Source organism: Corynebacterium sp. HMSC06G04, assembly GCF_001807365.1.
In the GTDB taxonomy this organism is placed as follows: Bacteria; Actinomycetota; Actinomycetes; order Mycobacteriales; family Mycobacteriaceae; genus Corynebacterium; species Corynebacterium simulans.
In genome coordinates this window covers 169,335-193,757 of record NZ_KV788627.1, presented here as the reverse complement: position 1 = coordinate 193,757, position 24,423 = coordinate 169,335, and the positions used below count along the sequence as shown (strand labels likewise).

General features: G+C 57.8%; 16 protein-coding genes and 2 pseudogenes. 10 read left to right on the top strand and 8 right to left on the bottom strand.

The window, feature by feature from the left end:
* From HMPREF3158_RS12990 to HMPREF3158_RS11710, 4 genes and pseudogenes are all read left to right on the top strand, one after another.
* Positions 1-312: pseudogene (locus HMPREF3158_RS12990) on the top strand (DUF4190 domain-containing protein); the annotation flags it as partial.
* Positions 313-443: 131 nt separating this feature from the next.
* Complete coding sequence (locus HMPREF3158_RS11720) at positions 444-1,070, top strand: hypothetical protein (protein ID WP_070498628.1); 627 nt, start codon at positions 444-446, stop codon at positions 1,068-1,070.
* A 194-nt stretch (positions 1,071-1,264) separates the two neighbouring features.
* Positions 1,265-2,023, top strand: a complete 759-nt coding sequence (locus HMPREF3158_RS11715; protein WP_070498648.1) for a 6-carboxyhexanoate--CoA ligase — start codon at positions 1,265-1,267, stop codon at positions 2,021-2,023.
* A complete protein-coding gene (locus HMPREF3158_RS11710; protein ID WP_070498626.1) occupies positions 2,020-3,198 on the top strand; it encodes an aminotransferase class I/II-fold pyridoxal phosphate-dependent enzyme in 1,179 nt (392 codons plus the stop codon). Before HMPREF3158_RS11715 ends, HMPREF3158_RS11710 begins: the two co-directional genes overlap by 4 nt.
* A gap of 14 nt (positions 3,199-3,212) precedes the next feature.
* Here HMPREF3158_RS11710 and HMPREF3158_RS11705 read toward each other — a convergent pair whose 3' ends face one another.
* Complete coding sequence (locus HMPREF3158_RS11705) at positions 3,213-4,139, bottom strand: YwiC-like family protein (RefSeq protein WP_070498624.1); 927 nt, start codon at positions 4,137-4,139, stop codon at positions 3,213-3,215.
* A gap of 26 nt (positions 4,140-4,165) precedes the next feature.
* Here HMPREF3158_RS11705 and HMPREF3158_RS13295 point away from each other — a divergent pair, with 26 nt between their 5' ends.
* The 3 genes and pseudogenes from HMPREF3158_RS13295 to HMPREF3158_RS11695 all read left to right on the top strand — a co-directional run.
* Complete coding sequence (locus HMPREF3158_RS13295) at positions 4,166-4,294, top strand: hypothetical protein (protein ID WP_256374599.1); 129 nt, start codon at positions 4,166-4,168, stop codon at positions 4,292-4,294.
* Between the two features lie 435 nt (positions 4,295-4,729).
* Complete coding sequence (locus HMPREF3158_RS11700; protein WP_083291090.1) at positions 4,730-5,959, top strand: NAD(P)/FAD-dependent oxidoreductase; 1,230 nt, start codon at positions 4,730-4,732, stop codon at positions 5,957-5,959.
* A gap of 321 nt (positions 5,960-6,280) precedes the next feature.
* Positions 6,281-6,673 (top strand): annotated as a pseudogene (locus tag HMPREF3158_RS11695) (galactokinase); the annotation flags it as partial.
* Positions 6,674-6,736: 63 nt separating this feature from the next.
* Here the strand turns inward: HMPREF3158_RS11695 and HMPREF3158_RS11690 are convergent.
* Both HMPREF3158_RS11690 and HMPREF3158_RS11685 read right to left on the bottom strand, forming a co-directional pair.
* Positions 6,737-8,248 (bottom strand): mannitol dehydrogenase family protein, encoded by a 1,512-nt coding sequence (locus HMPREF3158_RS11690; protein WP_070498621.1) that lies wholly within the window; start codon positions 8,246-8,248, stop codon positions 6,737-6,739.
* 31 nt (positions 8,249-8,279) lie between these two features.
* A complete protein-coding gene (locus tag HMPREF3158_RS11685; RefSeq protein ID WP_070498644.1) occupies positions 8,280-9,620 on the bottom strand; it encodes an RbtT/DalT/CsbX family MFS transporter in 1,341 nt (446 codons plus the stop codon).
* A gap of 316 nt (positions 9,621-9,936) precedes the next feature.
* Between HMPREF3158_RS11685 and HMPREF3158_RS11680 the strand changes: the two genes are divergently transcribed.
* Together HMPREF3158_RS11680 and xylB are read left to right on the top strand one after the other, a co-directional pair.
* Entirely contained in the window at positions 9,937-10,767 is an 831-nt protein-coding gene (locus HMPREF3158_RS11680; RefSeq protein WP_239238590.1) for a DeoR/GlpR family DNA-binding transcription regulator, read from the top strand.
* Between the two features lie 38 nt (positions 10,768-10,805).
* Positions 10,806-12,185, top strand: coding sequence for a xylulokinase (gene xylB / locus HMPREF3158_RS11675; protein WP_070498618.1), 1,380 nt, complete (start codon positions 10,806-10,808; stop codon positions 12,183-12,185).
* A gap of 28 nt (positions 12,186-12,213) precedes the next feature.
* On the opposite strand, the gene HMPREF3158_RS11670 is transcribed toward xylB, so the two are convergent.
* The 5 genes from HMPREF3158_RS11670 to HMPREF3158_RS11650 all read right to left on the bottom strand — a co-directional run bounded on the left by HMPREF3158_RS11670 (position 12,214) and on the right by HMPREF3158_RS11650 (position 23,152).
* Positions 12,214-12,726: a DUF4411 family protein gene (locus HMPREF3158_RS11670; protein WP_070498616.1), complete on the bottom strand. Its 513-nt coding sequence runs from the start codon at positions 12,724-12,726 to the stop codon at positions 12,214-12,216.
* Complete coding sequence (locus tag HMPREF3158_RS11665; RefSeq protein ID WP_070498614.1) at positions 12,727-13,881, bottom strand: ImmA/IrrE family metallo-endopeptidase; 1,155 nt, start codon at positions 13,879-13,881, stop codon at positions 12,727-12,729.
* Positions 13,882-14,085: 204 nt separating this feature from the next.
* Entirely contained in the window at positions 14,086-16,149 is a 2,064-nt protein-coding gene (locus HMPREF3158_RS11660; protein ID WP_070498612.1) for a GmrSD restriction endonuclease domain-containing protein, read from the bottom strand.
* A gap of 309 nt (positions 16,150-16,458) precedes the next feature.
* Positions 16,459-21,471: a DEAD/DEAH box helicase gene (locus HMPREF3158_RS11655; protein ID WP_070498642.1), complete on the bottom strand. Its 5,013-nt coding sequence runs from the start codon at positions 21,469-21,471 to the stop codon at positions 16,459-16,461.
* Positions 21,472-21,580: 109 nt separating this feature from the next.
* Positions 21,581-23,152 (bottom strand): hypothetical protein, encoded by a 1,572-nt coding sequence (locus tag HMPREF3158_RS11650; RefSeq protein ID WP_062038726.1) that lies wholly within the window; start codon positions 23,150-23,152, stop codon positions 21,581-21,583.
* 225 nt (positions 23,153-23,377) lie between these two features.
* Here HMPREF3158_RS11650 and dhaK point away from each other — a divergent pair, with 225 nt between their 5' ends.
* Positions 23,378-24,379 (top strand): dihydroxyacetone kinase subunit DhaK, encoded by a 1,002-nt coding sequence (gene dhaK, locus HMPREF3158_RS11645; protein WP_070498610.1) that lies wholly within the window; start codon positions 23,378-23,380, stop codon positions 24,377-24,379.
* The last annotated feature ends 44 nt before the right edge of the window (positions 24,380-24,423 follow it).

Genomic DNA, 24,423 nt, shown 5'->3' with positions numbered 1-24,423 from the left:
GATATCAGGTGTCTACCAAACAGGGGTCAGGTCCTTGTTCCACCGCTGCTGCTGGGGCCGATTGGCATCATCGTCTCCATCGTCGCATTGCTAAAAGGCAAGAAGCGACCAAAAGAGCTACGCCGCGCCTGGATGTCCATCGCCGGCTTGATTACCTCAATTATCGCATTAATCTTGTCCGTTGCTTTCTCGGTTTACTTGTATACGCACATTGGTTGGACGATGACGCCTGACCCTGAAATGTGCATGACCATCGATGACCCAGTGCAAAAGCAAGCCTGCATGGAAGATTCTTTGAATGGCGCTACTTAAAACTAGGTTGCCAGTGATTTCACAGGTTCCGTCAGTAACGTGGCCGGAAGCGATTACAAACGCATAAGCTATTTAACGCACATATTCGATAAAGAGCACGCTATTAGGGCTGCCCCAAGGAGGCCAATCACATGACTGCCCCGAACAACCCAGAGAACCCGTACAACGCAGAGAACCCGGACAACGCAAAGAGCCCATTTAGCAGCGACAGCACCAGCAAGCTGCCCTCCTACGGCGAGGCAACCTCCAAGGCTAACGAGGAGCGCGCTCACGACGCTGCACACGATATCGACTCTGCTAACAGCCACGGCGCCGTAAACGACCACACCGCGCACGACGCATACGCCACGGACGCTAACGCAACCGCCGCTGGCACCGGCTACCCGGCCTACGCCGGTGCCGACAGCCAGCCGGCAAAGAAGAACGCCGTTGCTATCTGGGCGATGGTCATTGGCATCATCGCGCTGCTGTCCCTGCTGCTGATTGTTCCGCCGCTGCTGCTTGGCCCAATCGGCATCATCGTCTCCATCATCGCGCTGGTCGTTGGCGGCAAGCGCCCGAAGGAGCTGCGACGCACCTGGATGTCCATCGTCGGCCTGATTACTTCCATTCTGGCTCTCGGTGGCACCATCGCCGTCATGGCCCTCGGCGTGAAGGTCCTCGGCGACACTGGCGCCGACAAGTGCCTGGAGCTGCAGGACCCTGCCCAGCAGCAGGCCTGCATGGAGGATACCCTGGGCACCGCAGCGCAGCAGTAAGGGAAATACCCACACACTGCACTAAGTAACCCCCACGAGCCCCGACCACAAACGTGGTTGGAAGGCACGTGGGGGTTCTTAATGTCTCGTGGAAGTCGCAGTCGCACCGTCACTTGGCGTCGGTAAGTGCGTTTCCGAGCGGAACTAGGAGAGGGGATTAACCCTGTTTCGATAAATATTGAACGGTGTTCAAGATGCTGGGCTACGATACCTGCATGGCAGAAACCTCGACTGTGCTGATGAGTATCAAGATGCGTGCAAGCCTTGAAGGTAGGCATATCTCGGGTGCAGAACGCATCGTAGAACCGCACCTTGTTCCTCGCGTGAGCTCAGAGCTTGCCACTCGTGCGTTGCGGCACGAGAAGGGCGTGCCGGATTCCATCAACATTGCTACGAAGGCGGTTGCAGCAAGCGACATTGCTCATGTCAGTGCCTTGAAGGTTTGTACACGGGACTGCGAGAACCCGGAGTCTGCACAAACAGCGATGATAGCCGTGCTCGCTAAGGACAACCGAGTTTCCGAGAGCGCAGCCCGCCGAGGTATCGAGCTTCTGTACCGCACCCGCGATATGCGTGGTGCGAGCATCGTCTGTGCTGAAACCGGTGAGCGTCTAGACACTCATGGGCAACGTGGTGTTCGGGTGGGAACATTTGATTGGGCTGATTTCCTTTGTGCCGAGTCGAAGAACCATCGGGCTGATGCCGTTGCTTTAGCGTCCAAGGCTCTTGCTGCGCCGGGCATAGTCGCGGAAGTCTGTATTTCCGATGACCCGAGCTACACCACGGGTTATGTAGCGGTCGAAGGTTCCTATACGGCTTTGCACAACGTCAAGGCTGAAGGCGGGAAGCAAGGTGGACGTGTCTTGTTCTATTCAGGCGCACTTAGTGCGCTTCCGGCGACAGAGCAGTGGCTGCGTGAAAAGCCTGTCCTTGTGGAAGGTTCTTGGCAATGAGCCTGGAAGACTGGGCATTTAGTTCCAATGCTTCGTGGTGTGAGCGTGGTCTGGAAAGAACCGAAAAGGTCATTAGCGGTAGTCAAAGTCCGCGCACCGTGGTCGATGGGCGTGAAACGCTGCTTGCGGGATCGTCTGATTACCTGGGACTCGGGGCGAATCGCGCGCTTGCCGACGCGGCCTACGAAGCTACGCTGCGCGCCGGGGTGGGGTCAGGAGGATCGCGACTGACTACGGGTACGAGTGACTATCACGTCGCGCTCGAGCGTGATCTGGCTGGGTTTGTCGGTGCGCCGGCAGCGCTCGTGTTTGGTTCGGGTTACCACGCCAACATGGGAGTAATCCCTGCGCTTGCTGCAGCTGCGCGAGATTGTGGCGAGAGACTTTCTATTTTCTCTGACGCTGATAATCATGCGAGCATCATCGACGGCATCCGGCTGGCCAAGTCGAGCTACCAAGGGGTCCGGTCATCTGTTTATCCGCACCTCGACGTGAAAACCTTAGAAGAGCAGCTTGCTGCCGATGCATCGGAGCGCCGATTGATTGTCAGTGACAGCGTATTTTCCATGTCCGGCGAGCTTGCGAATCTCCATGCGCTTCAGGAACTTGCTCAGGATTACAACGCCTGGCTGATGATCGATGACGCGCACGGGATCGGCACACTTGGCAGAAATGGACGCGGCGTTTGTGAGCATTTCGATTTACCTTTGCCGGATATCTATATCGGTACCGCTAGCAAAGCCCTAGGTGTGGCGGGCGCTTTCGTCGTGGGCAGTGAGCCACTTATCGAGCTATGCCGCCAACGCTGCCGCAGCTATATCTTCTCAACGTCCATGCCGCCATCGCAGGCAGCCACCATCAGCGCGGCGTTAGCTCTCGTTCCTTCGCATGTGCCACGGCTTGCCCGCGTCGTGCACAACCTTCGGCAGCGTCTGCGGGCGAACGGATGGAAAGTGGCGGACTCGCCCGCACCTATTATCGTCTTGCCAGTAGGCGCTGAGGACGCAGCTATGGAGTGTGCGGCACAGGCGGCTGAAAGGGGAGTAATTGTTTCTCCGATCCGCTATCCGTCGGTACCGCTCGGACAAGCTTTGCTAAGACTTACAGCTCATGCCGACTACTCCGAGGAAGATATTGCGCTCATTGTCGATGCAGTAGGCCCCGCGCCTCAATAACGAGACCGCGACGCTCACCACAAAGTAACCATCACGATGAGCGCCGAAACCACAACGAGCGGCATCTCCCACATTCCGATGCGCTTGGCAGTCCAAGTCTGGCCATGGGCGGCGGTGAAGGGAATCCACCAGGCACGAAGCGAGGCCACGATGAGAGTTAGTTCCATCAGTGCTGCCTGCCAGATGATGTGATTGCCGTTAGCGCTAAAACCTGTGGCGCTAAAGATGTTGAGAAACTCTTTGGTTAGCAGCGCTACGACTATTGCGGCAAAAGCGATGGCGCAGGCGGCGTGGAAGAGGATGGAGAACTGCGTGAAACCTGGCGTCTTGCGCTCACGCACCATGGATTTCACGAGCGGGACGGTGCCCGAAAAGTACAACGCTAGGAACGCAAAGCTGAGCCAGGCCCTGTTATCGATGTCGCTGAAACGGGTTGCATAAGTCGCCATCGTGATGACGGGAACTAGAAGAGCGGAGGCCACCGTCGTGGCAATGCCACTCGCCATTGAACGCGGCCGGCCATGGAAGGTCTCCCAGAGTGCGATGGTCATAAGCGGCGTAAAGAACAGCGCCCAAACAACCAAGGCTGGCTGTAGGAAGAGTGCGGCCAGCATTGCCAGGCCGGCGATTGGCCCATAAACATAAAGCGGCTTGGTGTAGCCGCGACGCCGCTGAGGTGTGCGGGCCTTGGCCACTAGGGACAGCGCAAAGAAACAGAAGTATCCGAAGAACCATGCAATGAGGATTGCGAATACGGTCAGCGCCGCACGCCAGCCTGGACTGGGCGAAGAGCTGAGCGTGGAGCCGAAGGAAGAAGCGGAAGCTGCGTTAGCGAAGTGGTGCAGCGCTGGCACGGTTACTGCCACGGCTGGTGCGATGAGCATCGCCCACGCACCATGTTGGTTGGGACGCCACGGAGTAATGCCGTGCTTTGGGGACACAGGAACCCTTTCGTCATATCAAACTTTTGGATGATAAGGCGAATATAGCACTACTGCGTGTACTGGCGGTCCCTGCCGTGAAGTCAGTCGTCGAAGGTGCGCACGGCGAGAAGTCCTATCACCACGCCGGTAACTGGTGCGATGCCCGCGAGTAATTGGGTGGCGTGGTCTGGCGTCGCAACACTAATGGGGAGGTCTTCAATAATAAAGACAATGAAGGAGGTGAGTGGGAGTCCCAGAAGTAGAGTGATGAGTCGGTTGACTTTTATACCCTTTATGCTTTCTCCTCTTTGCTTTAGTCTTCGGTGTCTGAGTCAAGCCGAGTTGCGTATTGGCCATTCCTTACCTTGGGGCCCAAGCTTCGAGATTTCTAGCGCTAATAGGGGGGCGCTATTTAACTATTGTCACCGCCCATTCTTGCTCAGCTTTCTACTGCTTCTGGTTATTTAACTGCGCCTATTCATAACGGATGCCGCGGCCTGTGGGATGTAGTAGCATTTCCCACAATTGTCTAAAAATGTGACATTGAAACTAGCCTGCGCCAATGAAGGAGCTGGCTAAAACCGTGACTATCTAAGGAGTAGAAAGTGGTGGCAAATCATTCAATCGTTATCGGCGCGGGCATGGTGGGTTTGTCCACCGCCTGGTTCCTGCGTAAAGCCGGACACGAGGTCACGGTCATTGACCGCGACGGTGTGGCAGCCGGCTCCTCGTGGGGCAACGCCGGTTGGTTGAGCCCGGGCAAGACCATCCCGCTGGCAAACCGTGAGCTGTGGCGCTACACCCCTCAGGCATTCCTCGACCCGGACGCAGCACTGCACGTGCCGCTGGTTCCGGACCCCAAGGTCGTGGACTTCGGTGTGCGGTTCATGGCGAACGCGAACCAGCGCGCCTGGGACCGCACCATGAAGGCGCTTACTCCCATCAACCTGAAGGCGCTGGGCGCATACGACGAGCTCGTTGAGGGCGGCGTGGAATCGTGGACCAAGGACAGTCCATTTATCATCGCCTTCAAGAATGAGGCAGAGGCCGCCGGCTTCATCGAAGAGGTCGAAGGCGCCGTACGCCACGGCCAGGAAGTGCCTTTCGAGGAAATTTCCAATCCTCGCGACTTTGTCCCGCACCTGTCTGACTCGGTGAACCTCGTATTCAAGCTGGGCAATCAGCGCTACTTTGAGCCGGGTCCCTTCTGCCACAAGCTTGCCGACGCCCTCCGCTCCCGCGGCGTCGAAATTCGCACCGGCGCTTCCGTGGTGGATGTCCAGTCCACCCGCAAGCCAGTAGTTGAGCTCTCCACGGGTGAGCGCCTGCAGGCGGACAACGTGGTTATCGCAACCGGTGCATGGCTGCCGAAGCTCGCTCGCCGCCTTGGCGTGCGTACCCGCGTACAAGCAGGCCGCGGCTATTCCTTCAGCGTCGACACCGGCGAGAATTCCATCGACTATCCGGTCTACCTGCCAGCCCAGCGTCTTGCCTGCACCCCGTACCAGGGGCGTTTCCGCATCGCCGGAACCATGGAGTTCCGCGACGCGGATGCGCCATTCGACCCCAAGCGCGTGCAGTCCATGATCAAGCACGCGAGTGAGATGTTCACTGGCATTAACTTCGATGACCGCCAGGACGAATGGGTGGGCAGTCGCCCAGTCACCCCTGACGGCCTGCCCCTCATCGGCGCAACCAAGGCGCCGAACGTTTACGTCGCAGGCGGCCACGGCATGTGGGGCGTTGTCCTCGGCCCAGCTTCCGGCCGCGCACTGGCACACCTCATTGAGACAGGGGAGACGCTGCCGGAGATAAGGGATTTTGATCCGTTGCGTTAGCCAATGGGGATAGTGAAGTGCCCCAGGTTTTGTTCCGTTTGAGTAGATGGGAAACCTTCGAACATGCCGAGAAAACTTGATCAAGATGCGAAGGGCCGTGTGGTCCGCCTTGTGGGAGAGCGTGCATAGCGATCTCGGGGCGCGGTGATCCGAACGAACTGCGCCAAGTCACCGTTAATACCGGCACACACCGCTACGACATCCCATCCGACATCAACGAAGAAACCACGAACCTCATCTCCACAATCCTTGAAGACTAAGCCGAAACTCGCGGACTAAAACCAAATTGTGAAAATCAGGTCCGAGGAGCAGATCGCCACGTGGGCGCACGATAACGGCAAGGACGCGACGCTCTACGCCAAGCGCACCGGCCACGTCGTCCTGCACGAGACGGCGCGCACGCTCGAGGCTGCCGATGCCCTCGATACCGGGGACTTCGACACCTTCCGGCGTTTCATGGCCGATAGCCATGCGTCGCTGCGCGATGACCTCGAGGTCACCACGCCGGAGCTCGACTCCGCCGCGGAGGTCGCCGGCACCCTCGGCGCACGCATGACCGGCGGCGGCTTTGGCGGCGCCGTCATCGCGCTCGTCGCGAAGGCTCGCGTCGCCGACACCGTCGCTGCCATCGCAGGCGCCGCGGAGGAGAAGGGCTTTGCGGAACCCACGTTCTTCATCGCGACGCCGGGTGACGGCGCGCGGCGGCTCGTCTAGTTCAGCCGAACACGAAAGGCCGAGGGGTTCTCCCTCGGCCTTTCATTTATGACAGGTCGACGATTACTTCAGCTCTGCAAGCAACATGTCGAGCGTTGCAATAGAACCCTTCTCATGGAGCAATCGCAGCACGCGGGCGTATTCCTTGGTGAATTCGGGGGAGTCGACGAGGTCGCCAAAGACCTCACGGTCGCGCAGGAAGGCGAGGATGTCCTCGTGGTTGTGCGCGGCGGCCTCCTTCAAACGGTCGGCCATGCGGTCGTTGATGGCGATGGGATCACCCTGTTCGTCGATGCCCTCGGCGTAGCGGGCCCAAGAAGCGACGATGGCTGCGGACAAGGTGACGGGGGCGTTGCCGGAAGCGAGGTTTTCGCGGACGACAGGCAGCAGCCACTTCGGAATGCGGTCTGAGGACTCAGCGCATAGGCGTGGGACGGTGTCCTTGACGGCGACGTTGCCGAAGCGAGCGATGAGTTCCTTGCGGTAGGCATCCAGGTCCACTCCCGGTAGCGGCCGCAAGGATGGGGTTCCTTCGCGTTCCATGTAGGCCAGCAGGAAGTCGGCGAAACGCTGATCCGCCATGACATCGTGGACGAGGCGGTGGCCGGCCAGGTAGCCGAAGTAGCACAGGCCCTGGTGAGAGGCGTTGAGCAGGCGCAGCTTCATCAACTCGTACGGAACGACGTCCTCGACGACCTGGACGCCGACGTCCTCGTAGCGCGGGCGGCCATTGACGAAGTTCTCTTCGAGCACCCACTGGGTGAAGTCCTCACACACGACCGGCCACTCGTCGACGTAGCCGTGCTTGTCCGTGATGTCCTTGCGGTCATCATCGGTGGTTTCTGGTGTGATGCGGTCAACCATGGAGTTGGGGAAGGAGACGTTCGCTTCGATCCACTCGGCAAGCTGCGGGTCGATGGCACCTGCGAAGGCAAGGAACATCTTGTGGGCCATTTCGCCGTTGCCTTGGATGTTATCGCAGGACATCACAGTAAACGGCGTGGTCCCTGCCTCGCGACGAGCAAGCAATCCGGCCGTGATAAGACCGTAGAATGTACGCAGGGCATCGGTCTTGCCGGCCTTGAGAACCTCAATGTCGGCGGAGACGTGCGGGCTGGTGAGATCGAACTCGCCCTTGACGTGGTCGAAGTTGTAACCGCCCTCCGTCACAGTGAGCGAGACAATCTTGATCTCAGGAGAAGCGAGAACCTCGACGGCGTGCGCGGGGTCATCGGGAGCGAAGATGTAATCAATGATGGATCCCACGACGCGGGCGTTCTCGGAGCCGTCAGGAGACTTCTCCGTGAGTGTGTAGAGGCAATCCTGGGAGTGTAGTGCGTCACGCATACGGGCATCGGAAGGCATAACGCCCATGCCCACGATGCCGAAGTCGAGTGCCTTGCCCCGGCGCATGAGCTTATCCAGGTAGAGCGCCTGGTGGGCGCGGTGGAAGCCGCCCACACCGAAGTGGATGATGCCCGGGGTGATCGCGGAGCGGTCATACTCCGGAACCGCGACGGAGGTAGTTGCGGCAATCTGGGGTAGAGCGTCGTTGGACAGATGAAGGGCGGACATGGAATTTTCCTTTGCGTGGGATTAGTGAGGTTTAGCGAGATTCGGTGAGCGGCTCAGATAGCGCGGGCGTGGTCTCAGCTTTGCGGGGCACACCGTCGAAGCCTGGCTGCGTGCCGTAGAGCGAGCGGTTCATGAGCATGGCGAGTGCAAACAAGCCGACGAAGATGAGGACGAGACCAGTAGCGCCCACGAGCGGGTAGAAGATGGCGACGAGCGCGGGGCCTGCGGCAACCGCGCCGCCGACGCCTAGGTTGTAGGCCGCCATGGCCGCGCCGGGACGCTCCGGATTGAGCGAGACTGCGATGGGGGACAGCGGGACGAAGCCGGCGAGCGAGACACCGAAGAGCGCGCCGCAGACAAGAGTCAGGGCGAAGCCGAGGCCGTCGGGGAGTCCGAGGTCGACGCTGATCATGGGCACGAAGTACACGAGCAACAGCGTGACACCACAGGAGATGCAGCCGGCCCACTTAACGGTGCGTGCCCAACCGGCTTTATCGCCGACGCGACCGTAGAGGAGGTTGAATGGCAGGTTGACCGCGTAAATGACGGTGGTGAGGATAAGGAACCAACCTAGCGGCCAGTCGAGGCGCTCCGTGAAGTACGCGGGGAAGAAGACGGCCATCGCATATGTAGGGATGGAGTTGATCGTGCGGATGTAGGAGACAAATCGTGCGCGGCGGTCGTGGAGGAGATGTTTGAAGGATGCCGAGAGGGTCTCGGCGACATCGTCTGCATTGGCCACGAGCGGTGCACGACCGATGCGTTCTTTGACGCCGATAAGGGCGCAGGCCGCTCCGATGAGGACCAGGGTGAGCGAGACCCATAGGGTTTGGTAGAAGTCCAGGTTGAATACGGACATCGAGATCGTCGCGGTGAGTGCACCAAGCGTGGGCAGACCTGCGGAAAAGCCGACATAGAACCAGCCCGTGCCCGTACCAAGCTTCTCAGCAGGGGAGACAGCTGTAATCCAGACCAAGAAACCGTAGGCGAAAAGCGGGTAGCCAAAGCCACGCAGGCCGTAGGAGATGAAGATGAGCGCAGTGTTGCTGGTGGTCAGAGCGAGCAACAGGAAGATGAGCTCGAACACGACCCAGATTCCGGCACCGAGCATCATCACCTTGCGCGGGCCCCAGAGATCCGAAAGCGCAGCAGCGAAGAACGCGGCGATGGCAACGGCCACGCCGTAAATGGTGACGAGGGTGCCAGCCGTCGAAACGGTGAAGCCGTGTTCCGAGGATAAGAAAGGTTCCAGGATATTCGTTTCGACGCCGTCGCCAATCATGAAGATGGCGAGACCGATGAAACCCCAGAGCAGTGGACGGGGGATCCCCAGCTTGTCTGCGAGGGATGTCTCTTGGACTTTAGATTCCATAGAGAACTCCATTTCGTGTCAGCACTCCATCCGCCTTCGACGCAGAATGTTCGTTGTGAGGTGTTTGGAGCATGAAAACTTGTGTGAGCTATGTTTCATAAAATAACACCCCTATGTTAGAAGTCAACAAATCCTGTTAAAAAATGTGAAATACTGTGAAACTTTTCATCATTTAGGGGTGGATGGCGGTCATAGTGTGGTAAATCTGTTAAAAAGTCATGTAATGAAACACCGAAAGTGTGAAAACTTCGGTGTGGACCGTGAGAATGCCCGCTGACTGTGTGAAAAGGCCACGCTAGGAAGGACTGATGCGTTGTTGTCGCAATCTGAAATGCGCTGGGGCGTGGAGTCCCGCCGTTCGGAGATCCTGGAGAAAGTCCGCCTCGAGCGTCAGGTGCGCACCGAGGACCTTGCTGAGTTCTTCGGCGTAAGCGTCATGACCATCCACCGGGATCTGGACTTCCTCGCAGGAATTGGCAAGGTGGAGAAGTTCCGCGGCGGCGCTCGCGCCAATGACGGCGGCTTCGGGGAGCGCGATGTCTCCGTGCGCCGTGCAACGAACACCGCAATCAAGCGCGCACTTGCCGGCGAAGTGGGTACCCTTATCCGCCATGGGGACGTTGTCGCGCTTGATGACTCGACGACGGTCGAGGCGTGTCTCGGCGACGTTATCGGGGCCGGTGCTGCGGGCATCATCACGCATTCCCTGCCGTTGATGACCCAAATCAGCAAGTCCGCACCTCATATTGCGCTGACTGGAGTAGGCGGGCGTTACGTTGCCGCCACGGATTCGTTCCTGGGCTCTGCCACGTGCCGCGCCGTGAACAAGCTCTTCGCTTCGGTCTCGGTTGTCTCTACCACGTGCATTACTGCGGGCGCCATCTATCACCCAGATGAAGATGCCGCTATTACCAAGGCGTCGTTTACCAAGCTGGGGGAGCGCCGCGTCCTGGTCGCGGACTCATCCAAGTTCGACAACGTCGGCATGCACTTCGTGGCACATCTCAAAGACTTTGATGACATCATCATCGACTCCAATCTCACCGAAGAACAGCGCGCGATGTTGGAGGACTCCGGTGCTAGCCTGCACCTCGTCGACACCACAGAACCTGAACCTACCCACCCGACTCCGTCAGTTCTCAAGTAGCTTGGTCCACTGGAAACACCACTAGAAAAGGCACCACCATGACATATGTCCTCGGAATCGACTCGTCTACGCAATCGTGTAAAGCTCTGCTCGTCGACGCCCACACCGGTCGCGTAGTGGACGAGGGGCGCAGCACCCATCCTTCCGGAACCCAGGTCGATCCCCAGGCATGGGTAAAAGCCATGGAGCATGCCACTGCCGGGTTGCTTGAGCATGCCGATGCCGTCTCAGTCGCCGGCCAGCAGCACGGCATGGTGGCCTTGGACAAGGCCGGAGACGTGGTGCGCCCCGCGATGCTGTGGAACGACACGTCCTCGGCGCCGCAGGCCGAAGCCCTCGTCAAGGAACTCGGCGGCCCGGCTGAAAGCGCGAGCCTCACCGGCTCCGTCCTAGTTGCTTCGTTTACCGGCACCAAGCTGCGGTGGCTGCGCGACAATGAGCCGGACAACGCCGCGCGCGTCGCCTCCGTCGCCCTGCCGCACGACTACCTGACTTGGCACCTAGGCGGGCGCAAGGAGCTGACCACCGACCACGGCGATGCCTCCGGCACCGGTTACTACTCCACGTGGCAGCGAAAATTCGTCCCCGACCTGGCAGAGCGCTACCTCGGCCACGCCGTAACTCTTCCGCGCATTGCAGCCCCGAATGAGATCGTGGGCACGACCGCGACCGGCGCCGCCATTGCCGCTGGCACCGGCGACAACATGGCCGCCGCGTTGGGGCTCAACCTTCAGCCGGGTGACGTGTGCGTGTCCATCGGTACATCCGGCGTTGCCAGCGCTGTGAGCGACCGCAGCGTCCACGATCCCTCAGGCCTCGTTACCGGCTTTGCCGATGCCACCGGCAACTACCTTCCACTTGCCTGCACCCTCAACGGCGCCAAGATCCTTGACTTTGCCGCCATGCTCCTCGGCGTTGACCACTCGGGCCTTTCGGAACTGGCCCTTGCCGGCGCACCCGGCGCCCACGGCGTGACCCTCTTGCCCTACTTCGATGGCGAGCGCACCCCCAACCGCCCCTCGGCGACAGGCCTGTTTTCTGGCATTCGCACGACCACCACTCGCGAAGACATCGCCCGCGCCGTCGTCGAGGGGCTGCTGTGTTCCATGCTCGATGCCGTCGAGGCCGTCGAAAACGCCATGGAGTCGCGCGCTCGCCGCGTCCTCATGATCGGCGGCGGCGCCCGCAGTGAGGCCATGCGCGTCATTGCCCCGCAGATCTTCGAGGTCAACGTAGCCGTGCCGGACCCCAGCGAATACGTCGCCCTCGGCGCCGCACGCCAAGCCGCCTGGGCGCTGAGCGGCGCCGACACCCCACCGCAGTGGGACATGGCTGGCACCACCACTTACACCGGCGACCACGACGCTGAAACCGTCGCCCGCTACAAGAAGATCCGGGATTTGACCGAGGAGTTCTAGACGAGTTGTTGGGAATTGCTTGATTCGGCTACTTCCGAACTGAGCCGAAGACGTATTTTTCGACTCGAAGCATGTCGATCAAACTGATGCATTTCACACCGAGGAATTCTGCCGCATCCGGGATTTTTACTCTTGTAATTTTTCTTGGGCTAGGTGTCTCATTAGTGAGAATAGTCATTGCATGTTCCCGTGCATGTGCAACGAGCCAGGGGTCTGCATTCGTTCGCCGGGCAAAATCGCGAAGTGCTGATTCTTCGAAAGCAGGGGTCCGTCTCTCGGCCCACTGCATCGCGCTTACGTAGTATGGCGTGGTGGTGGGCTGGACATTGATGATTGAAGCACGAGGAAAAATACGGTGGACCCACCGCGATGCGTCATCGTCTCGGCCGTCGATTTCGTCGAAGGCAGCACGGCACAGATGCAAGCGTTGTGCTTTCTGCAGCGCCTCGAGCGCATCCCAGTAGCCAGGAAATACGTCTCGTGGATAAGTTTTGATTCCGTTGATGATGATGTTCGAGTCAATGAGATAGCGAACCGACATTTACACTCCCTGCGGATGAAGACCGAGAGCATTCTCGAGGGAGTCGACTTTCTTGTAGCCAGTAAAACGCGCAGCATCGCGGTAGGATATTGCGCCGCTTTCGTATGCTTCGGCAATTGCGGAAAGAAAGTTAGTCCCTAACTTTGCTCGAGCGTTGATATGCGGCGGTAGGCCACCAGTGTTCTTGCGGTCCTTGTCATTGTTGTGGTGAATGATTGCGTTCCATTCTCTGATGAGTGCTCCTGCTTGCGCACGCTCGAGCATGCCTGTATCGGTAAGCCGCCACGCCATCATTTCAACGCTGACTCCGAACTTTGCAGCTAGCCCGCGCACAGTATCGAGAGCGACTGCATGGTCAGCTGGCATCAGCTTAATGAGCAGTTCCTGAGGTACAAGGAATTGTGCGGCGAAAGTATTGCACCAGCGCTCTACCGAATTGTGCTCTTCGGAGGAACTTACTCCTTGCTTTCCCAACAACACATGGCCGAATTCGTGAGCAAGGCTAAAAAGATTGGCGGTGGCTGTTTCACGAGTATTGATAAAAATCAGCGCAAATCCTGCCTTGATTAAGGTGAATCCGCTGAACTCGGCAGAATCGAGACGTGCGTTAGTTCTGTTCCCAACATAGGAACTCTTCATTACAAGTACACCGCAGTCCTCAAGTGCGTCAGCGAGAACATTAATATGTGTTCGCGTTCCGACCGGTCTGCCTGGCTCCCATCCAACCGTCGCCCGCATTATGTCTGCGAGTTCTCTCGGAGTGTTGCCGGTCGTGGCAGAGGCTACATCCTTAAAACCAGGGGCTCCAAACTCTGCCACATTGTCGATGTACCAATCGAGGCGTTCCTGACAAAGCGCGATTTGCTCTTCAAGCTCGGGGGAAACGTTTTTGATTCGAGAATTCTTGCGGGTGCGAAAATCGGGGAGATCCGGAGTCGTGTCGACAGGAGCCGGGAGGACCAGATATCCGAAAGGGATACCTGCTTTCTTCGCAAGAGTATCGGCCTGATTCAGCGTCGGCTGAGTCGTTCCATCAAGCCATTCCTCAATCTTTCGAAGATCAGAGACCTCTGCGAGTTCTTTGAGAGACTTTTGGGTGCGCTGGATGGCCCATACGAGGACATCATGAGAGACAGGAACTCGAACGGTTGTCATGTGCGCACCTCCTTGTATGAAGCGGCGGTCGATGTGCCTATTAGCTTAGCTAAAACCGTCGATTCAGCGGTAGACCAACTTTTACGTCGATCGCCGATCCATATACGTGGGTCTCCGCTGTCGGGTGCGAAGGCGGCGGAGCCCGTTGCGTCTACGTGTTGTCATAAGCGTTGACTTCCTTGAGACTCAACCCGAAACCCGAAATCAAGTTCCCGAGGAGATTTCGTCTTCATCGTCGCTTTCAAGTCGCTTGAGGAGGCTGACCAAGTCATCAGTTCTAAGCCGCTGTTCCTGTACAGCACGACCTCGAACGTCGAAATGAATTCCATCCTGTTTGAGGGCTTCATCTGGGGTAAGAGTAGTTTCTTCGTCGAGCCAGCGGAAGCTATTTGAGACCTCCCCGGACGATCGCAACACACGGTAGGCGTTGGGAACAGGGTTCGCTGCAAGGAAGTTGCCTACTGGCTGCGCTGCCGTGCCGATCGCAGCGGCGAGGTCGCCGTAGGACGTCCAACTTCCATAGGGAAGAATGGATAATACAGCGCGCAATCTCCGCCACGTAGGGGAAATGTTGGTATCTCTGTCCTGTGAATCTGGCCCCGGCCACTCTCGGATGATGACATCAGCGAGCATATTGCCTCGTTCCTCGATCTCGTTTGGCCCCCAAGTCTCGTGTTGGGTAATTGATTGGCTGAGGCGTAATCCCGAACGCGACATTTCCTCCCGCTTCCAGCTGAAGGACTTGTTACTGAGTTGGGCGTTGTAACCAGTGAGCGTGAGATTTCCAAGTGTGTGGACAGTAGCGGTATAGCGCTCAGCGTAGTCTTCGTCTTGCTCACGGAGCTGTGATTCCCAATCTGGAGATAGCGTTTGCGGCATGACATGTTCGATCGTGAGACTTGAGGTATCGATCGGTTCACGGGAGTTGAAAGTTTCCTCCAACCATTCCAAAAAGGTTCGACGTTGAGTCGCACGACCGACCTGGTAGTAGGCACTGTGCAGGATTGCCGTGCGGAGTGAGTCATCATCGATGAACTTGCGGTTTGTCGAGAGCCATCGTTGTACTTCAATATCTATTGGTTCCTCGGCTTTGACCGCCCCGACTAAAGACCGGAATGAGCGATTGAGACCAGTTGTTGGGATCGCGCTGAGGAAGCGACGGACAACGTAGGACTCGATGATATGAAGCGCATCGGCGAGTTCATCGTCCGTGGCTTTGCTTTGGTCACGAACTTCCAAGAGCCTCAGCATGATGGGGTGGGTTACGCGCATTCCCCATTGATTGAGCCGCAGGAGGCGTTTACGCACTTTCTCAGACCGTTCTGATTCAGGGCGCAAAATGAGGTCATAAAGGCGTGCACTTGCTACGAGACGATTGAGTTCGCTGAGGATGTCCTCTTCGGTCTGTAGCTGCGAAAGCTCTCGTTGCTGGACGAGGTAGGTGTCGGTGAGTTTAGTTTCTGGGTGAGATCGAGCCGTGTCGATCCAAAAGAGTTGCTCGATCTCTTCATTGCTTAGGGTGTTTTGTAGTGGGCGCCAGTAGTGCTCGTACGCATATTCGCTCTTGTTTGGCAGCCGCATGAAAATGTAGTTTCTAAGTAGGTCACCCTGGGTGAGCTTAAGCCCTGTGTTGTTTAGCGACTGGAATATTCTGTGCACGTTATCGTCTGGTCCAGTACTAATCGAGACTAGCGCCAACCCGTTAATGACAGCGTCGAGAAGGCCACCCAATGTAGTCTGCTCGTGCTTGTCGAGTAGATTCAGCTTTCCACGGAAGAACTTGTACGTCGACTCGATCTGCCCCGCTGAAGGTTCATGAGGTAAGCGTTCGATGACGGTGTTATAGGCATCCCGGTCAGACTGCGTCGGGACCAGCTTGATGTGGTCCTTGCCCTTTTTGTACTGATTGACGAGGTAAGAATTGTGAAGCTCTTCAGGTGAGGCTTCCTCTTCGCTGGTCTCGCCGAGTGAATCTCGAATTGCAGCAAGAAGTAGAGATAGCGTCGTGAGGCGCTGCTGTCCGTCAACAACAAGATATTGCGTCACCGTTCCTGCAACTTGCTGTGGTGGCGGAACAAGGACGACGGAACCGATGAAATGCGTTGTGGGCGTTCCGTCGCTACGAATTTCGGCGAGCTCAAGGAGATCAGACCAGAGTTGCTTGAGCTGTTTGTCACCCCACTGGTAGGGGCGCTGATAAAGAGGAACGAGATATTGTTTGTTTCCTTCAAGTAGCTCGCGGAGCGTTGTTTCACCAGCAGCAACCATTTTGACTTCCTAGGTATTGGGGCTATGTTCTGCGGTAATAATAACAACTTGTTGTTATATGGGCCTTAAATTTAGACCATGGATGTGTATTGCTGCAGCCGAGGTGAGAGTGTCGGAAGCTTTGTGTATGAGGTTTAATCCTCAATCACGAAGGAGAGTGCGCAACAATGACTGTTGTGTCCCCGAAGAAACATGGTCGGTTTTCATCACAGCCTTTGGCTGTGAGTATATATCCAGAGCAAAGGTTCCACCCCGCCAGCAAGAGCCCTCGGGCTTTACCACCAACGTGGCCAGGCGGGGCGGTCGTTCTTAATCCTCTTCTCGAATCCCCTCAACAATCCTCACCGTCTCCACCGCCACACGCGTGATCTTCGCAATGAGCTCCACGATGTACCGCGGATTCCCCACCTCGTCGGCCCAATCGTTGGGGTCGTTGACGATTCCCGATGCCTTGTCCTTCTTTACCTGGTACCGGTCAATAATCCACGCCAGCGCGGACCGCGAGCCGAGCATGTACTCGTCCGCCTCCGCCGGGATATCGCGTATGGTCACGGACTTGTTGTAGACGAGAGTCGTAACGTCGTTGACGTTCTTACCCGTCTCCGAGTCCTTCTTCTTCGCCCACTTCATCTTTTGCACGCGCCACGTCTCGCGGTCGTTCTCGTCCGCCGATGCCTTCACATCCACCGTGACCGGCCACGGCTCCACGTCCTCGTAGTTCACGTGCAGGTCCATCAGCTCTCGGCCGGCGGCAGCCAGCTGGTCGAACCGCGTCTGCGACGTAGGCGTCTCGATATGCGGCAACATCTTCTTCAGGTCCGCGGCGTACTTCTCCCGGTATCCGGGGTCGTGCAGCTGCCCGTAGACGAAGTAGAAGATGTCATCCTTCGTCACATCCGAGCCCAGCGCCTCGCGGTAAATCCCAAGAATCTCGTCCGTGATGTTGTCCACGCGCCGGTACCCATCGAGGATTTCTCCTTCGGTACCAGGCTTCGAGCCTTCCGATGCCCCCATCCCAAAGGCCAGCTCACCCTCCGGCGCCTTGACCGTTTCCCAAGTCCAGCGGGGGAAGAATTGGCCGGCATTCGAGCCCCACATAGCAAGATCCGGGATTAGATCTGTAGCAATTGATGCGAACGGCTTTGCACTACCAGGATTTACGACGTAATACCCGAAGTTGGCATGTAATGGGGTGGGGAACATGCGGGGTAATTGGCTTCGTTCGTGGTTAAGGTAGCTGTCGAAATATACGCGTTGTTTGTTAAATGGTCTGTACAAACCAGTCGTGAATCCATCGCTGTGGATTACTGCGGGCTCGCCTTTTGCAACATGTTGACGGAGACTGCGTGACCATTTAATGAAATGAGGGTCGGAGAGCTCGGGATACTCTGTGAGGAACTGAGCCACAGTTGACTCGTTGGCCTTAGTTATCTTTGTATTCGTGGCCCACTTATTCCAGCTCTCGGTAGCCACCGCAACGTTACTGGTAAGTGTTTCAATCAGACTGCCAAGTTCGTTTTTGCTCGAAGAATATACCCACGAATCGCGGTTGGTCTGCAGCCCAGCACCGAAGGCGTTAAATATTTTGGCGCTAGCGGTTTTCTTTTTGTCGCCGATAGCTGGCCAACTTTCAAAATCTTCGTCTCTCTGGTCAAGCCAGTCACCGTAAATATTGGGGTCAATAATTTGCCACTCGACATTATCGAGCGTGGAGCGATCAACAATCGCAAGTTTTTCGTCTGCACTGAGGAAGTCGCCAATATCGCGGTAGTGGATACAGACATCGTCTGGGATTTCGCGTTTTACGGCGATGATGATGGCTATTGTGGATTGACTACCACCGCCGAAAACTTGCCCGCCTTCTCGTTTCCAGTCTGCTTTGCGCATGTTGCCTTTGAGATTAAAGACGTAAATGTCGCTGAGTTCATCGTCTAGCGAAAGACGCACGCCGTCGGCGGTGTTGCCATCGATCCATCCGCCGTTGGATACAAAAGCCATGACACCGTGGGTACCGAGTCGGTCTATGGACCAGCGGAATGCACGAAGATAGGAGTCGTAGAGGGAGTTCTTGTTTGTGGCGGACGAGTTGGCGACGAAGGTTTCCTCGATGCGCTTGTCGAGCGTCGGGTACTTCAGGTTCGCGTTGTTGTCGTTCGCGCTCGTCTGCCCCACGGAATAGGGCGGGTTACCGATGATGATATTGATAGGAGCGTCGATTTGCCGTTGGATGGCGGCGTTGTTTTCTTTGAAGACCTTGAGGTCGAGGATGTCGCCTTCTTCGTGGATCTGGAAAGTGTCCGCGAGTGCGATGCCGTCGAAGGGGACGTAGTCGGGTTCAGGCTCATTGTTGCGCTGGGCGCGCTCTGCTTGGAGTGCGTTATACGTCGTTTCGATGTTGACTGCGGCGACGTAGTAGGCGAGCAGCATGATCTCGGTGGCGTGGAGCTCGGTCGCGTACTTGCGCGCGAGGTCGTCGGGCTCGATGAGACCGGACTGGAGGAGTCGGACCATGAACGTGCCGGTGCCCGTAAACGGATCGAGAATGTGGACGCCTTCGTCGGTAAGGCCCTTGCCGAAGTGCCAGCGGGAGATTTGGTCCGCGGAGCGCAGGATGAAGTCGACGATCTCAACCGGGGTGTAAACGATGCCGAGGGCCTCGGACTGCTTCTTGAAGGCTTTGCGGAAGAAGCGCTCGTAGAGGTCTTTGATCACTTGCTGCTTGCCGGAAGCGGAGGAGACCTCGGAGGCGCGGATGCGGACCGACTCGTAGAACTTCGTCAGAGACTCGGTCTCCGACTCGAGCTTGGCGTCGGACAATGCGTCGACCATGCGCTGCATGACGCGGGCGACCGGGTTGTGTGCGGCAAAGTCATGCTCGGTGAAGAGAGCGTTGAAGACCGGGGCAGTGATCAGGTGCTGCGAGAGCATGCTGATGGCTTCGTCCTCGGTAATCGAGTCGTTGAGGTTCCCGCGAAGGCCCTCGATGAAAACCTCGAATTCCTTGCGGATCGTGTCATCCGCGGCATTGATGAGCGCCTTGATGCGGGCGATCTGTGCTTCGGCGATCGTGGCGACATCGTCAGCCCAGTCTTCCCAATAAGTACGCGTACCGACCTTGTCGACCAGCTTGACGTACATGGCCTCTTGCCAGGCTTCGAGGGAGAACAGAGTCATCTGCTCCGCGGTGAGTTCTTGCTCGCCGGAAGCTTCGGACTGGCCGGTTGGGGAGGCATCGGAAGCATTGAGTTTTGTCTGCGCGTCCTTGGCCTTCTCTTCGAGGCTCTGCTCCTCGTCTCGCTTTGTCCTCTTCACGCGCTCGATGTCGATGGGAAGCTCGACCTTCTCGTTGAGCGCAATCGAGTTGACCTTCGCGTTGAAGCGGTCATCGTGGGCGCGCAGGGCGTTGAGAATCTGCCAGACCACGCGGAAGCGCGTGTTGTCGTTGAGCGCCTGGGACGGGGATACTCCCGGCGGGATAGCGACGGGCAGGATGATATAGCCGTAGTCCTTGCCCTCGGCTTTGCGCATGACGCGGCCGACGGACTGGACGACGTCGACCATGGAATTGCGCGGGTGGAAGAAGATGACGCTATCGAGGGCAGGGACGTCCACGCCCTCGGACAGACAGCGGGCGTTGGTGAGGATGCGGGTTTCATCTTCGGGGATGGAGGACTCGAGCCAAGAGATTTTATTGCCGCGCTCTAGGGCGTTCATGGTGCCATCGACGTGCTCGACGGCGACCTGGAGATCGATGTTGAGCAGGCTGACGTCGTTGGTGGCGGCGTGGTCCTTGAGCTGCTCTTGGTACTGGCGGATGAGCGTGGGGAAGGTCTCTTGGATGGTCTTGGAGGCCTTGATGTCCTTGGCGAAGGCAACGGTGCGGCGCATCGGTTGTGCATTGGCCTCGAAGCCGGACTTCGTGTCCTGCTCGGCACCCGAACGCTTCGCGAGTCCGTTCCACGCGCCGATCATGGCGGAGGCAGTGGTGAGGTTGATTTCGTTGGTGGGGTTGGCGGCGAGGACGTCGGCAGCGATATCTTCCTCGACGGTCATGACGAGAACCTTGTAGTCGGTGAGTAGACCCTTGTCCACAGCCTCACCGAAGCCGAGGCGGTAGAACTCGGGGCCATAGATGGCCTCGTCATCCATGGAGGCAAGCTCCGCGGAATGTTCCTCGGCTTTGCCCTTTACGTTGTCATCGAACAGGCGGGGAGTAGCGGTCATGTAGAGACGCTTGCTGGCCTTGATGTATTTTTCGTCGTGAATCTTCACGAAGTTGGAGGCGTCCTCCCCGGCGAGGGTGACGCCGGTGGTGCGGTGGGCCTCGTCGCAGATCACGAGATCGAAGTCGTCCATGCCGAGTTCCTGGGCCTCGTGGATGGCCTCGATGGACTGGTAGGTGGAGAAGATGACGTTGAGACCCTGGCGGCGCTTGCCTTGCTCCGTACGACGCTTGATGTCGTGTCCGTCGGTGGAGACGGGGACATCGAGATCATAGGAAGCGATGTCTTCGGCCTTTTTGGAAACCTTGATATCTGAGCACACTGCATATGGCTTGAGCGGCAGGTGCTGCTGGGACTGGGCGGTCCACTCTTTGAGTGTTTGGGAGAGCAGCGAGATGGAGGGAACGAGGAAGAGGACGCGGGCCTTGTTGCCGTTGAGCTCCGCGAAGCGCTCCGCCAGACGCAGGGCGGTAAACGTCTTTCCCGTACCGCACGCCATGATGAGCTTTCCACGGTCGTGTGTTTCAAAGCCTGCGATAGCCTTCGAGATCGCTTCTTGCTGGTGCGGGCGCGGGGAGAAAACCTCGCGCCGGGTGAGGTTAATTTCGATCTCAGAACCCGGGAAGGTCACATCCCAGTCGATAGGGGATTCTGCAATCGCTGCCGTGCCGATACGGTTGGTTGGGATGAGCTGGTGCTTCAGCATCTCCTCAGCATTCTTTGACCATCGCTCCGACGTGGAGATGATGATCCGCTGTGCGAAGGATTCTGTGCCCTTGTCTGTAGTAAACGAGTGTCCGGATGCCTCAAAGAAGGAATCAAGGTGACGCTTCTGGATATAGGTATCCGGCTTGTAGAACTTGCACTGGATGGCAACCCACGCGTCGTCATCGGCGCGCCGGGCAACGAGGTCGATGCCGGTGTCTTGCTTACCGCCGTTGAACTCCCAATCGCTCCAACGGCTGACTTCCGAGAACTGCTCCTGGAGGACGGGATCGGTTCGGAAGTAGTTGACCATTAACTTTTCGAACTTAATGCCGTACGAGCCTTGAGGCTGATTTTCACGGAGCTGGGCTAGGACTTCACCGAAAGCAGACATGGTGTCCATTATGGACTACACATGAGTTCTCCACTTCCAAATGGTGGCGATGTTGTGCAGCCGGGGTGGATGACTTGAGCCATTAGTCCGGGGTGGATGACTTGAGCCATTAGTAGAGCCCTGCATTCCTCATCATGCTCTGTCGTGTTTGAGAGATGAGGTAGCCGCTCAAGGGGCGGCCGGAGTGGATGGCGGCATCGTAAAGATAGTTGTGGAGGGTATCGGCACGCGAGCGGGGGCTGGTGCGTAAATCGAAGTCACGTTGGATCTGGGCGACTACGAATGGCACGGCGTTGATCTCGGAGACCGCGATTAGAAGTGCGGCGACGCTGCGCTCCACTGTGGCGTTGGTCGAGCTAAATTGCTTCGGCTTGTCGTGGGCTAGGGCGCTCAGGAGCCGGCGAGTGGATGTTAGCAGTTCCGGATCGATCTCTGGGTGATCGTTAAACCACTCGGTGATAAGTGCGTCCCATTGCTTTACACCAGCGATAACGTCTGGGGCTAGGGCGCTGAGTTTGGTGTCCTCGGAGGGGAGAGGGGAATCGTCGAGCTGTGCGTCGAAGCGGGAGGTCTCGGGGTCGGGCATGCCAGGGCCGAGGCCGATGGCATCTGGGCCGTAGCCATAGGAACCGAAGTCGGATTGTGCTTGGAGTTCCCTGCGGAAGCGCTTTCCTTCTTCCTTTAGTGCTGAGTCGAGCTGCCTTTGGATGTGGGCGGGGCGTCCTGCGACTTCGCCGGTCCAGGTGACGAACTTGGTGAGGACGCGTGGGAAGCACCGGAGGAACGAGTCACGGGCTATGACTTTGCGGGCTACGAGGGTCAGAGCTATTTCCACACGTAGTGGGGACCAGTGGTAGAGGTCGGCCATGGTGTAATTGGCTGTGATGCTGAGTAGCGTCTCGGTAGCATCGGCCTCCTCCTTCTTAAGCGGAACGGCATCCAGGAAGGCGGCCAATGTTTCTTCAGTTTCGGAATTATCGCCTTCTTCAAGACGAATACGGCGGCCGATGATACCGGGACTGGAGACAGTAGCAGGGACATTATCTAGTAGCGAGAGCACCCAGCGCAGCAGCGGACGGGTGGTAGGCCAGCTTTCACCAGGGCCGTCGTCGACTGTGATCTCATCTAGCCAGATGGCGTTGCTGAGGAAATCGGCCAGGCCCTCCTGGCTCGTAGGGCCGAAGCTCTCCATGGACTCATCCTTGGACATGATCTCCATAACCTGCTGTGCATTGGCCTCGGTGAGGAAACAGTCATAAATCGAGCCATTGCCGCCTGCTAGGTCAATGGAGACATTCACCGTCAGGGGCGCAGAGTGCGGGACGGATAGCTCGAGAGTGTAGTAATGGACATCCCCGTAGTACTGCGTAGCCTCGATGACGTTGACTACGCTGGCTTGCTCAAGGTGAGCAAGCCAGGTCGGTTCCTGCGGTAAGTCATCGCGCCGGGCGAGCTCAGCGCGATGGAGCTTTACGCGCTCTTTATCTTCATCCAGCAGGGCGGCGGCCCAGAGTACCGCGGTCGTCTCTGGGGCGGGGTTATCCCACATGGCTTCAAAGAACTCGGCAGGCTTTTGCGAGAAATCGTCATCCAGGGACAGGATCGCAGAGACCCACTGAAGCAGATCGATGGGGCTTGAACTGTCCAGGAAGGCCGCAAGGGCGGGCGTGAAGGCATTCATGACACCAGAGTCTATCCATGCATCCGCGGCAGCGGGGCTGTGTACTCTCGAGTGTTATGTCGAAATTCGACGTAGTGAGCTGGGAATATTTTTTGATTTGTAGACGGGTATTTTCGGCGTCTCCATTTTCTTAAATCTGCGTTCATCTATGCGGATCCGCGTGTAGGCTCGGCACTGTTATAACCAGTGAAATTGGGTTAATTCGACATCCCAAGGAGATACGTGATGAAAAAGCTCATCAACTCACCGGAGAACGTAGTGGCGGAGTCTGTGGAGGGCTTCGCGCTGGCACACGGAGACATCGTCAAGCGCTTTACTGAGCCGCTGTTTGTGGCGCGTGCGCAGAAGAAGGACCAGGGCAAGGTTGCGATTGTCTCTGGTGGTGGCTCGGGTCATGAGCCGCTCCACGCCGGCTTCGTGGGCCACGGCATGTTGGATGCGGCGGTGCCGGGCGCGATGTTTACGTCGCCGACGCCGGATGCGATCCAGGCGGCGACCGATGAGGTAAATGCTGGCGCTGGTGTGCTTTACATCGTGAAGAACTACACCGGCGATGTTCTTAACTTCGATACTGCCGCTGAGCTGGCTGAGTTTGACGACATCGAGGTCAGCCAGGTCATCGTTGATGATGACGTGGCGGTGGAGGATTCCACCTACACTGCGGGCCGTCGCGGTGTGGCAGGTACGCTGCTCGTGGAGAAGCTGGCAGGTGCAGCCGCTGAGCGCGGTGATGATCTAGCTGCTGTCACGGCAGTGGCGAAGAAGGTCGTGGAGAACACCGCGACCATGGGCGCAGCACTGAGCGCTTGCACCGTGCCGCACGTGGGCAAGCCTTCCTTTGACCTCGCAGATGATGAGGTGGAGCTCGGCGTCGGTATCCACGGCGAGCCGGGCCGCAAGGAGATCCCGTTGGTCTCCGCGGACGATGTCACTGATCATCTCATGGAGCCGATTCTTGCCGACCTGAAGTTGGCAGAAGGCGAGCGAACCATCGTCGTCGTCAATGGCATGGGTGCCACCCCGGCATCGGAGCTCTACGTGGTCTACCGCCGAGTAGCTCAGCGCCTAGAAGAAGCGGGCGTGAGCATTGAACGCTCCCTCGTAGGTAACTTCGTCACCAGCCTCGACATGGCGGGCTGCTCTGTCACGGTCATGCGCGCCGACGATGAAGACATCGAGCTGTTCGACGCACCATGCCATACCGCCGCACTACGCCAAGGAGAATAAAGTGACTTCTGTTGAAACTTTGAACACCGAATGGGCCCTGGCTT

Excerpts from the sequence above, each read along its gene's own strand:
- HMPREF3158_RS11720 (WP_070498628.1), top strand. The coding sequence starts at position 444 with ATGACTGCCCCGAACAACCCAGAGAACCCGTACAACGCAGAGAACCCG.
- HMPREF3158_RS11715 (WP_070498648.1), top strand. The coding sequence starts at position 1,265 with ATGCTGGGCTACGATACCTGCATGGCAGAAACCTCGACTGTGCTGATG.
- HMPREF3158_RS11710 (WP_070498626.1), top strand. The coding sequence starts at position 2,020 with ATGAGCCTGGAAGACTGGGCATTTAGTTCCAATGCTTCGTGGTGTGAG.
- HMPREF3158_RS11690 (WP_070498621.1), bottom strand. The coding sequence starts at position 8,248 with ATGTCCGCCCTTCATCTGTCCAACGACGCTCTACCCCAGATTGCCGCA.
- HMPREF3158_RS11685 (WP_070498644.1), bottom strand. The coding sequence starts at position 9,620 with ATGGAATCTAAAGTCCAAGAGACATCCCTCGCAGACAAGCTGGGGATC.
- xylB (WP_070498618.1), top strand. The coding sequence starts at position 10,806 with ATGACATATGTCCTCGGAATCGACTCGTCTACGCAATCGTGTAAAGCT.
- HMPREF3158_RS11670 (WP_070498616.1), bottom strand. The coding sequence starts at position 12,726 with ATGTCGGTTCGCTATCTCATTGACTCGAACATCATCATCAACGGAATC.
- HMPREF3158_RS11665 (WP_070498614.1), bottom strand. The coding sequence starts at position 13,881 with ATGACAACCGTTCGAGTTCCTGTCTCTCATGATGTCCTCGTATGGGCC.
- HMPREF3158_RS11660 (WP_070498612.1), bottom strand. The coding sequence starts at position 16,149 with ATGGTTGCTGCTGGTGAAACAACGCTCCGCGAGCTACTTGAAGGAAAC.
- HMPREF3158_RS11655 (WP_070498642.1), bottom strand. The coding sequence starts at position 21,471 with ATGTCTGCTTTCGGTGAAGTCCTAGCCCAGCTCCGTGAAAATCAGCCT.
- HMPREF3158_RS11650 (WP_062038726.1), bottom strand. The coding sequence starts at position 23,152 with ATGAATGCCTTCACGCCCGCCCTTGCGGCCTTCCTGGACAGTTCAAGC.
- dhaK (WP_070498610.1), top strand. The coding sequence starts at position 23,378 with ATGAAAAAGCTCATCAACTCACCGGAGAACGTAGTGGCGGAGTCTGTG.